At 67.3% G+C, this 10,534-nt stretch carries 8 protein-coding genes; 5 read left to right on the forward strand and 3 right to left on the reverse strand.

Annotated elements, in window-relative coordinates; genetic code table 11:
• Positions 1–1,369 (reverse strand): penicillin acylase family protein (locus tag AC1DJN_RS17360; protein WP_478039586.1); only part of this gene is annotated, 1,369 nt, incomplete at its 3' end.
• Between the two features lie 125 nt (positions 1,370–1,494).
• Here AC1DJN_RS17360 and bfr point away from each other — a divergent pair.
• Positions 1,495–1,983, forward strand: a complete 489-nt coding sequence (gene bfr / locus AC1DJN_RS17365) for a bacterioferritin (RefSeq protein WP_025877631.1) — start codon at positions 1,495–1,497, stop codon at positions 1,981–1,983.
• Positions 1,984–2,236: 253 nt separating this feature from the next.
• On the opposite strand, the gene parC is transcribed toward bfr, so the two are convergent.
• Both parC and AC1DJN_RS17375 read right to left on the reverse strand, forming a co-directional pair.
• Positions 2,237–4,480, reverse strand: a complete 2,244-nt coding sequence (gene parC, locus AC1DJN_RS17370) for a DNA topoisomerase IV subunit A (protein ID WP_032975808.1) — start codon at positions 4,478–4,480, stop codon at positions 2,237–2,239.
• Between the two features lie 59 nt (positions 4,481–4,539).
• Entirely contained in the window at positions 4,540–5,448 is a 909-nt protein-coding gene (locus AC1DJN_RS17375; protein ID WP_478039588.1) for an AraC family transcriptional regulator, read from the reverse strand.
• A 145-nt stretch (positions 5,449–5,593) separates the two neighbouring features.
• Here AC1DJN_RS17375 and emrR point away from each other — a divergent pair, with 145 nt between their 5' ends.
• Genes emrR through emrB form a run of 4 tightly spaced genes read left to right on the forward strand, consistent with a single transcriptional unit; the run spans position 5,594 to position 10,312 of the window.
• Complete coding sequence (emrR, locus tag AC1DJN_RS17380; RefSeq protein WP_025877626.1) at positions 5,594–6,037, forward strand: multidrug efflux system transcriptional regulator EmrR; 444 nt, start codon at positions 5,594–5,596, stop codon at positions 6,035–6,037.
• Entirely contained in the window at positions 6,034–7,527 is a 1,494-nt protein-coding gene (gene emrC, locus AC1DJN_RS17385) for a multidrug efflux transporter outer membrane subunit EmrC (protein ID WP_478039591.1), read from the forward strand. Before emrR ends, emrC begins: the two co-directional genes overlap by 4 nt.
• An 11-nt stretch (positions 7,528–7,538) precedes the next feature.
• Positions 7,539–8,717: a multidrug efflux MFS transporter periplasmic adaptor subunit EmrA gene (emrA, locus tag AC1DJN_RS17390; protein WP_478039593.1), complete on the forward strand. Its 1,179-nt coding sequence runs from the start codon at positions 7,539–7,541 to the stop codon at positions 8,715–8,717.
• Between the two features lie 8 nt (positions 8,718–8,725).
• Positions 8,726–10,312 carry a multidrug efflux MFS transporter permease subunit EmrB gene (gene emrB, locus AC1DJN_RS17395; protein WP_478039595.1) on the forward strand — a complete coding sequence of 529 codons (1,587 nt, stop codon included), beginning with the start codon at positions 8,726–8,728 and terminating at the stop codon, positions 10,310–10,312.
• The last annotated feature ends 222 nt before the right edge of the window (positions 10,313–10,534 follow it).

A 10,534-nucleotide genomic window follows, 5' to 3' on the forward strand; every position in this document is an offset into this window, starting at 1 on the left:
GTGTACAGCCCGGGCCACGTGTACAGCCCGGGCCACGGTCAGGCCGCGCGCCGATCAGGCGCCACGCGATACGCCCGCTGCGGTCGCCGATCACCAGATTCTGCGCGGGAATGCCGGCATGGTCGGCAATCTGCAGGGCCTGGTCCAGATCGGCGGCCCGTGCCATGTCGGCGAAGTCCATGCGCACCGCGCCCGGCAACTGCGCGACCCAGCGCAGGGCGTCGCCTCTGCCATCGGCGTGGGTGTGCAGGATCGGTCCCCACGCGGTTTCGCGTACCGGGAAACGCACGTCGGCACCGCCGGCCACGACGATCCGTTCCTCGTGCACGGTCACTGCAGCGTCCGCTGGCTCGGTGCGGAAGTCGGCAGTGTCGATGTAGCTGTTGGTGAAGCCCCAGGCCACGTGGCCGTTGCTGCCGACGATCACCGCCGGCACGCCCGGCAGCGAGAATCCGCTGACGTCGACCTGGCCACCCGCAGCCTGTGGATCGGGGTAGCGCAGGCGCACACGGAACCACAGGCTGGGGGCGCGCAGGCCCAGGTGCATGTCGTCGGCGACGATCGCACGGCCATCGGCGGTCAGCGCGCCGGCCACGGCGAAATTGTTGCTGCCGACCGCGTCGGCATCCTCGGCAGCCGCGCCGGTCGCGGCCTTCAGCGTGCGCAGGTCCAGCTGGCTGGCATCAGGCAGGGGGGCGTTGCCACGGGCAGCGCCGACCAGCGGCGCATCCCACTCGCTGCCGTCGTGCGCCAGCAGCGCATGCAGTGCCGGTGGCACCACCGCGCGGATGCGCTCCAGGGCGAGTTCGGACTGGTTGCTGGGGTCCTGCAGGTCGGCGTACATGGCCAGGCCTGCCAGCACGCTGTCGCTGGCCTGCCACGGTTGGGGCGCCTGCCGCAGCAGCAGGTAGGCCCATGGCCGTACCGCCAGGCTGCCCAGGCCCTGGTTGACCCCGTCCACATAGGCGCGCACGGCCGCAGGGTCGCTGCCCAGTGCGTCCTGCAGATGGGCCTCGGTGCGCGCGCGCAGGCGGTGTACGCGCATGCGCTTGTCGGCTTCGATCGCCTTCGCTCCGAACAGGGCGGACAGTTCACCCGCGGCACTGCGCCGCATCAGGTCCATTTCGAAATAACGTTCCTGCGCGTGAACACGGCCGAGCGCCCGCAGGGCATCAGTCTTGTTGCCGGCGGTGATGGTGACCACCCCCAGCGCATCGCGCTCCACGGTGACCTTGGTGGCCAGCCCGGGCAACGGGCGCTCGCCGTCCAGTTCGGCCAGGCTGCCGCGCAGCAGCAACCACAGGACCAGCACCGCGAGCAGCACGATTGCCACCAGCACACCCAGAATCCACCGCCACGTACGACGCATTACAGGTCCTTTCCGAGCAGGTCGGCCGATTGTAGCCGCAGGCGCAACTGCGACTGATTCCGATTAGATCACCGTATTTCCAGATGGGGCACCATGGGCGCCATCGATTCACAGGAGCTCCCCCCATGAAAGGCAACCCGGACGTCATCGCCTGCCTGAAGGAACTGCTGCGCGGCGAACTCGCCGCCCGCGACCAGTACTTCATCCACTCCCGCCGCTACGAGGACCAGGGCCTGTTCGCGCTGTACGAACGCCTGAACCACGAGATGGAGGAAGAGACCCAGCATGCCGACGCGCTGTTGCGCCGGATCCTGTTCCTGGGCGGCGACCCGGACATGCGCCCGCATGCCACCGAGCCCGGCAAGACCGTGGAGGAGATGCTGCGCAAGGACCTGGACACCGAATACGCGGTGCGCAACAACCTCGCCGCCGGCATGAAGCTGTGCGAGGAGAAGGGCGACTACGTGAGCCGCGACATGCTGCTGGCGCAGTTGAAGGACACCGAGGAAGACCACGCCTGGTGGCTGGAGCAGCAGCTGGGCCTGATCAAGCGCATCGGCCTGGAGCTGTACCAGCTGAGCAAGATCGACGGCAGCGGCGCCCCGGCGCACTGACCCCGATTGTCGTAGCGCCGGGTCATGCCCGGCTCTACCAGGAGCGCAAAGCAACGTCGCCCGCCAGCACCGGAGCACCGCCAGCCAGCCTTCGCCCGCCAGCTGCTCCACCGCCCGCCAGCCGACAAACAAAGAAGCCGGGGAATGCCCCGGCTTTTTTGTGTCTGATGCTCCGTTCCCGGTAGCGCCGGGCCATGCCCGGCGGGTTCCCGGTTGCCGGGCAAGGCGTGTCAATCAAGGTTGACACCTACCATCATTCGACCGACAACCCTTCCACCTTCTGCCAGCCACGCGGCAGCAGATGGCCACGGGTGGCGCGGGCGCCCAGATAGGCGTCGAGCTCGTTGAACTTCAGCCCCATGGTGCGCTGGCCGCTGCGGACCTGCAGGGTCTGGCCGGGGCTGATTGCCACGATGGCGACCACGCGTTCGGTGGCGAGCTTGGCCTTGGGGATCTCGATGATCTTGTTGCCCTTGCCCTTGTCCAGTTCCGGCAGGTCGTTGGCGGCGATCGCCAGCAGGTTGCCCGAACTGGTCACCGCGACGATGCGGTCGGTAGCGACGTTCGCCACCACCGATGGGGTCAGTACCGATGAGCCCGCCGACAGGTTCAGCATCGCCTTGCCGGCCTTGTTGCGACCGATCAGGTTCTCGAAGCGGGTGACGAAACCATAGCCGTGGGTCGAGGCCAGCACGAAGCGCGTATCTGGTTCGGCGCTGGCCAGGGTCACGAAGCTGGTGCCCGCAGCTGGCGAGAAGCGGCCGGTCAGCGGCTCACCGTTGCCGCGTGCCGAGGGCAGGGTATGCACCGGCGTGGAGTAGGCGCGGCCTTCGCTGTCCAGGAACGCGACCTGCTGGGTGCTGCGCGCACGCACTGCACCCTGCAGCGCATCGCCATCGCGGTAGGACAGGGTCGAGGCATCGATGTCGTGGCCCTTGGCGGCGCGGATCCAGCCCTTCTCGGACATCACCACCGTCATCGGCTCGCTCGGTACCAGCTCGGTCTCGTCGATGGCCTGCGCGGCCTGGCGCTGCACCAGCGGCGAGCGGCGCTCGTCGCCGAACTTCTTCGCATCGGCCTGCAGCTCGTCGCGGATCAGCTTCTTCAGCTTGGCCTTGCTGTCGAGGATGCTGAGGATCTTGTCGCGCTCCTTGGCCAGTTCGTCCTGCTCGCCGCGGATCTTCATCTCTTCCAGGCGGGCCAGCTGCTTCAGCTTGGTTTCCAGGATGTACTCGGCCTGGTCTTCGGACAGGCCGAAGCGTGCGATCAGCGCCGCCTTCGGTTCGTCCTCGGTACGGATGATGTGGATCACCTCGTCCAGGTTGAGGAACGCCACCAGCAGGCCTTCCAACAGGTGCAGGCGACGCTCGACCTTCTGCAGGCGGTGCTGCAGGCGGCGGGTGACGGTGCTGCTGCGGAATGCCAGCCATTCGCTGAGCAGCGTCTTCAGGTTCTTCACCTGCGGACGGCCGTCCAGCCCGATCACGTTGAGGTTGACGCGGTAGCTGCGCTCCATGTCGGTGGTGGCGAACAGGTGCCCCATCAACTGCTCGGCGTCGACGCGGTTCGAGCGCGGCACCAGCACCACGCGCACCGGGTTGGCGTGGTCGGACTCATCGCGGATGTCTTCCAGCCACGGCAGCTTCTTGGCGCGCATCTGCGCGGCGATCTGCTCGATCACCTTCGACGGCGACACCTGGAACGGCAACGCGGTGACCACCACGTTGTGCGCTTCCTTGATGTAGGTGGCACGCGCACGCACGCTGCCGTTGCCGGTCTCGTACATGTTCCGCAGATCGTTGGCCGGGGTGATGATCTCGGCGTTGGACGGATAATCCGGACCCTTCACGTGCTCGCACAGGTCGCGCACGCTGGCATCCGGATCGTCCAGCAGGTGCAGCAGCGCGCTGACGATCTCGTTGAGGTTGTGCGGCGGCACRTCGGTGGCCATGCCCACGGCGATGCCGGTGGTGCCRTTSAGCAGCAGRTGCGGCAGGCGYGCCGGCATCCAGGTCGGTTCCTGCAGGGTGCCGTCGAAGTTCGGTGCCCAGTCGGTGGTGCCCTGGCCCAGTTCGCCCAGCAGTACTTCGGCGATCGGGGTCAGCTTGGATTCGGTGTAACGCATCGCCGCGAACGACTTCGGGTCGTCGCTGGAACCGAAGTTGCCCTGGCCTTCGATCAGCGGATAACGGTACGAGAACGGCTGTGCCATCAGCACCAGCGCTTCGTAGCACGCGCTGTCGCCATGCGGGTGGTATTTACCGATGACGTCACCGACGGTGCGTGCGGACTTCTTCGGCTTGGACGCGGCATTCAGGCCCAGCTCGCTCATCGAATAGATGATGCGGCGCTGCACAGGCTTCAGGCCGTCGCCAATGAACGGCAGGGCGCGATCCAGGACCACGTACATCGAGTAGTCSAGGTAGGCGCGTTCGGCGTACTCGCGCAGCGGCAGTTGTTCGAAACCGTGGAACACGGGGCGGGCAAGATCGGTCATGCGGCGTTGTTACCTATGTCGGGAGGCGGTGACGGCGGTCGCCGCTCTCAATCCAGTGATTATCCGGATGCGGCGGGGGATGCCAAGCCGCGTGCAGGGTCAAGGCCCGGTTCCAGGCCGTGGCCGGCCCGTGCCAGGTAGCGTCCGGGCGGTAGCCCGAAGTGTCGCCGGAACACGGTGACGAAGGCGCTGGCGCTGCTGAAGCCCAGTGCGTGGGCGATGTCAGCCACGCTGCGGCCCTCGCTGAGCTGCCGCAGCGCCTCGGCCAGCCGCGCCTGCTGGCGCCATTGCGCAAAGCTCAGGGTGGTCTCGTCGCGGAAATGGCGGGTCAGGCTGCGCGGCGACAGGCCGGCCCAATGCGCCCACTGCGCCAGGCCGCGCTCGTCGGCCGGGTCGGCCAGCAGCTGCGAGGCGATCTTCAGCAGGCGCCGGTCGCGCGGCATCGGCAGGTGCATGCGCTGGCGCGGCGCGGCGCGTATCTCGTCCAGCAGAACGTTGATGATGTGCTGCCGTTCGCTGGTGCTTTCGTAGTCCTGCGGCCAGTCACAGATGCGTTCGGCCACTGCCTGCGCCAACCGCGAGATGCCCAGCACGCATGGGTCGGCGGGCAGTTCGGCGCACAGCGGTGCGGCCAGCACCATGCCCCAGCCGCGCAGGGGGCCATCGATGTGGACCGTATGCGGCTCGGCCGGCGGCATCCAGCCCGCCGAGCCTGGCGCCAGCGACCAGGTGCCATGCGAGGTGCGGGTGGTCAGCAGGCCGCGTTCGACGCAGATCAGCTGCGCGCGGACGTGGTGATGCCAGTCCACTTCGCGGGCCAGCCCCTGCGGGCTGTCGAAGCGGAAGGCGATGACCGGCGGGCCGTCATTGCGCTCGAACCAATCCRGTGCTTCTTCGCGCAGCAGGGTGGCAGGGCCGGGTTCGCCCGCCTTCACGTGGGCCGGGGGTGGCTTGAATGTGACATTCATTGGCTGGATTGTACTACCGGGCCAGTTGGGGGCGCCATTAAGGTGGCGCCTTCACCTGATCCAGCCCACTGCTGCAACACAGCATTTGATGCCAGATCGAATATTTCCATTGAGAAATATTTTTTTTGGAAGAGAATGCTCCCCCATGATCTGTCCTGCAACCACTCCCCCCAGCTTCGGCCTGCTGCTGCGCCAGGTGCGCGACGGCCTGGTCCGTCAGCTCGACGCGTCCATGGCCGAAGAAGACCTCGGCATCGGCTTCACCCACTACATCGGGCTGAAGGTGCTCTCGAACATGGCGCCGTGCACGGCCAACGAGCTGGCCCAGGCCATCGACCAGGTGCCCAGCGCGGTCACCCGCCTGCTGGACAAGCTGGAAGCGCTCGGTTGCGTGCGCCGCGAGCCGCATGCGCAGGACCGGCGTGCACTGCAGATCGTATTGACCGATGAAGGCCGCGCGCTGTGGGCGCGGTTGAAGCTGCGCGGCGACGCGGTGATGGATTACGCCCTGCGCGATCTGTCCGCCGACGAACGCACGCAGCTGCTGTCCCTCCTGACCCGAATCCGCGATTCCCTGACAACCCCATGAACCCGATCCCGCATCCCACTCTCCGCCGCTCCGGGCGCGCGCTGCTGGTTTCAGCGCTGGCCCTGGCCTTGGCCGCCTGCGCAAGCAGCCGTGGCCTTGACCCGCAGGGCCACGTGCTCGACGTGGACAGCCTGCACAGCGAACGTACCCTGGCCGACAGCGACCTGAGCGCAGCCGGTTTTCCTGCCCAGGACTGGTGGAAGGCACTGGGCGATGCGCAACTGGATGCGCTGATCGCCGAAGGCCTGGCCGGCCATCCGAGCCTGGACGCCGCCGACGCGCGCCTGCGCCAGGCACAGTCGCAGGTCGGCACCGCGCGCGCCGATCGCCTGCCCAGCCTCTCCGTGTCCGGYGGCTACACCGGCSTGCGCCTGCCCGAATCGATGGCTGGCGATGAAATCGGCGGCCACTACGCCGGCAGCAGCCAGATCGCGTTCGACTTCAGCTACGGCATCGACCTCTGGGGCGGCAAGCGCGCCGCCTGGGAGGCTGCCGTGGATGGCGCCCACGCCGCCACCGTCGAGGCCCAGGCCGCGCGCCTGAACCTGTCCACCGGCATCGCCCAGGCCTATACCGACCTGGCCTACGCCTGGCAGCTCAACGACGTGGCCGAAGAAGAACTGGCGCGCTCGCAGAAGTCGCTGCAGCTGACCCGGYAGCGTCGTAGTGCCGGCATCGACAGCGACCTGCAGGTGCGCCAGGCCGAAGCCCGCGTGCCGGCCGCACAGCAGCAGTTGCTGGCGGCGCAGCAGCGCATCGATGCCGGGCGCACGGCGCTGGCCGCGCTGGTCGGCAAGGGCCCGGACCGCGGCCTGTCGATCGAACGCCCGCGGGCGATGAACCCGCTGGCCCTGCAGTTGCCGGGCGTGGTGCCCAGTGAACTGCTCGGCCGTCGCCCCGACATCGTCGCCGCGCGCTGGCGGGTGGAAGCGGCCGACAAGCAGATCAAGGTCGCCAAGACCCGGTTCTACCCGAGCCTCAACCTGACCGCGCTGGCCGGCGTGGTCGCACCGAATGTCGGCGACCTGCTGCAGAGCAGTTCCAGCTTCGCCTACATCGGCCCGGCGCTGAGCCTGCCGATCTTCGAAGGCGGCAAGCTGCGGGCCAACCTGGCCAACACCGATGCGCAGTACGACCTGGCCGTGGCGAACTACAACCAGGCGGTGCTCGATGCACTGCGCGACGTGGCCGACCAGGTCAACGCGGTGCGCTCACTGGCGCAGCAGGCGCAGTCGCAGCAGCAGGCGGTGGATACCGCACGCGCTGCATTCGACCTGGCCCAGCAGCGCTATCGCGCTGGCATCGGCAGCTACCTGGACGTGTTGACCGCGCAGTCCACCCTGCTGCAGTCGCAGCAGCAGCTGGCCGGCCTGCAGTCGCAGCAGCTGCAGACCTCGGTGCGCCTGAGCAAGGCGCTCGGCGGTGGTTTCCAGCCCAGTGACGCTGATGCCGCACCGCTTGCTTCCCATTCCGATTCCTCGCATTCCTGAAGACGCCTGCCATGAGCCAGACCCAAGACACTGCGGCCCCCGCCGCCCCCAACCGCCGCGGCAAGCTGTTGCGCGGCCTGTTCGTGATCGTCGTGCTGCTGCTGGCGGCACTGGCGCTGTGGTACTTCATGTTCGGCCGTTGGTTCGAAGAGACCGACGACGCCTACGTGCAGGGCAACCAGGTGCAGATCACCCCGCTGGTGGCCGGTACCGTGGTSGCCATCAACGCCGATGACGGCATGCGCGTGGAGCGCGGCCAGCTGCTGGTGCAGCTGGACCCGGCCGATACCTCGGTGGCCCTGCAGCAGGCCGAAGCCAACCTGGCCAAGACCGTGCGCCAGACCCGCGGCCTGTACCGCAGCGTCGAAGGTGCGCAGGCGGACTTGAACGCACGCCAGGTGACCCTGAAGCGCGTGCGCGACGACTTCGCACGCCGCAAGGGCCTGGCCGCCACCGGCGCCATCTCCAACGAAGAACTGGCCCACGCCCGCGATGAGCTGGCAGCTGCCGAAGCGGCCGTGGCCGGTTCGCGCGAGACCGTCGAGCGCAACCGCGCACTGGTTGATGACACCGTGATCGCCACCCAGCCGGATGTGCAGGCTGCCGCCGCGCAGCTGCGCCAGGCCTTCCTCAACAATGCACGTTCGGGCATCGTCGCGCCGGTCACCGGCTATGTCGCCCGTCGTTCGGTGCAGGTTGGCCAGCGCGTGCAGCCGGGCAATGCGCTGATGGCGGTGGTGCCGACCGAGCAGATGTGGGTCGAAGCCAACTTCAAGGAAACCCAGCTGCGGCACATGCGCCTGGGCCAGGAAGTGGAGCTGAAGTCGGACCTGTATGCCGGCGACGTCAAGTACAAGGGCCGCATCGACAGCCTGGGCCTGGGCACCGGCTCGGCGTTCTCGCTGCTGCCGGCGCAGAACGCCAGCGGCAACTGGATCAAGATCGTGCAGCGCGTGCCGGTGCGCATCGCCATCGATGCCAAGCAGCTGGCCGAACACCCGCTGCGCATCGGCCTGTCGATGAAGGCCGAGGTGAGCCTGCGCGACCAGAAGGGCGAAGTGCTGCCGAGCGCAGCCGCCAAGGGCMMGGTGTTCGACACCGACGTSTACGCCAAGCAGCTGCACRRYGCCGATGAKGYGATCCACRCSATCATCCAGSGCAACCTGCCGCAGCAGTCCAAGGCGAGCTGAGGTCGGCCATGTCCGCACAAGCTCCAGCTGCGCCCGGCTCTCCGGGCGCACCGGCGGCGCCGGGTGCGGCCGCTGGATTCCTGCCACCCAGTGTGGCCCTGTGCACCGTGGGCCTGGCGATGGCCTCGTTCATGCAGGTGCTCGACACCACCATCGCCAACGTCTCGCTGCCGACCATCGCCGGTAATCTTGGCGCCAGTTCGCAGCAGGCGACGTGGGTCATCACCTCGTTCGYGGTCAGCACCGCGATCGCGCTGCCGCTGACCGGCTGGCTCAGCCGTCGCTTCGGCGAGCGCAAGCTGTTCGTGTGGGCCACGCTGGCCTTCRTGATCACCTCGCTGCTGTGCGGCCTGGCCCAGAGCATGGGCATGCTGGTGCTGTCGCGTGCGCTGCAGGGCTTCGTCGCCGGCCCGATGTACCCGATCACCCAGTCGCTGCTGGTCTCGATCTATCCACGGGAGAAACGCGGGCAGGCGCTGGCGCTGCTGGCGATGATCACCGTGGTGGCGCCGATCTGCGGGCCGATCCTCGGTGGTTGGATCACCGACAACTACAGCTGGGAATGGATCTTCCTGATCAACGTGCCGCTGGGCATCTTCGCTGCGCTGGTGGTGGGCAACCAGTTGAAGGGGCGCCCGGAGCACGTCGAGAAGCCGAAGATGGACTACGTCGGCCTGGTCACCCTGGTGATCGGCGTGGGCGCATTGCAGCTGGTACTCGACCTGGGCAACGACGAAGACTGGTTCTCGTCGATGAAGATCGTGGTACTGGCCTGCGTTGCCGTGGTGGCGCTGACCGTGTTCCTGATCTGGGAGCTGACCGACAAGGACCCGATCGTCGACCTGAAGCTGTTCCGGCACCGCAACTTCCGTGCCGGTACGCTGGCGATGGTGGTGGCCTACGCGGCGTTCTTCAGCGTGGCCCTGCTGATTCCGCAGTGGCTGCAGCGCGACATGGGCTACACCGCGATCTGGGCCGGTCTGGCAACAGCCCCGATCGGTGTACTGCCGGTGATCATGACCCCGTTCGTGGGCAAGTACGCATCGCGTTTCGACATGCGCATGCTGGCCACCATCGCGTTCGTGGTGCTGTCGATGACCAGCTTCCTGCGTTCGGGTTTCAACCTGCAGGTGGACTTCCACCATGTGGCCGGCGTGCAGCTGATCATGGGCATCGGCGTGGCGCTGTTCTTCATGCCGGTGCTGCAGATCCTGCTGTCGGACCTGGATGGTCGTGAGATCGCGGCCGGTTCGGGCCTGGCCACGTTCCTGCGTACGCTGGGCGGCAGTTTCGCGGCGTCGCTGACCACCTGGCTGTGGGCGCGTCGCACGCAGGTGCATCACGCGGACCTGACCGAGCACATTTCGGCCTATCAGCCGGGCATGCAGGACCAGGTGGCGGCGATGGGGCAGGGCGACCTGCAACATGGCGCGGCGGTGCTGAACAACATGATCAACCACCAGGCATCGCAGATGGGCTTCAACGACATCTTCTTCCTGCTGGGCTGGATCTTCCTGGCGATCATCTCGTTCCTGTGGCTGGCCAAGCCGCCCTTCGGTGCGGGCGCGGGTGCCGCCGCCGGTGGCGGGCACTGATCGATCGCTGTTGCTGAAAAACAAAACCCCGCCGGAAGGCGGGGTTTTTGTTTGCAGTGCATCCACGCAGGCATGCGAATTCCAGTAGATCCACGCCATGCGTGGATGGACTGCCGCGCAGGCGATCGCGTTTCGAATACCGGACATGAAAAAACCCGCTTGCGCGGGTTTGATCATTGTCTGAGTCATGGTGCCCAGGAGAGGACTCGAACCTCCACGAAG

The sequence above is a fragment of the Stenotrophomonas sp. 05L414_2 genome (genome assembly GCF_056397905.1).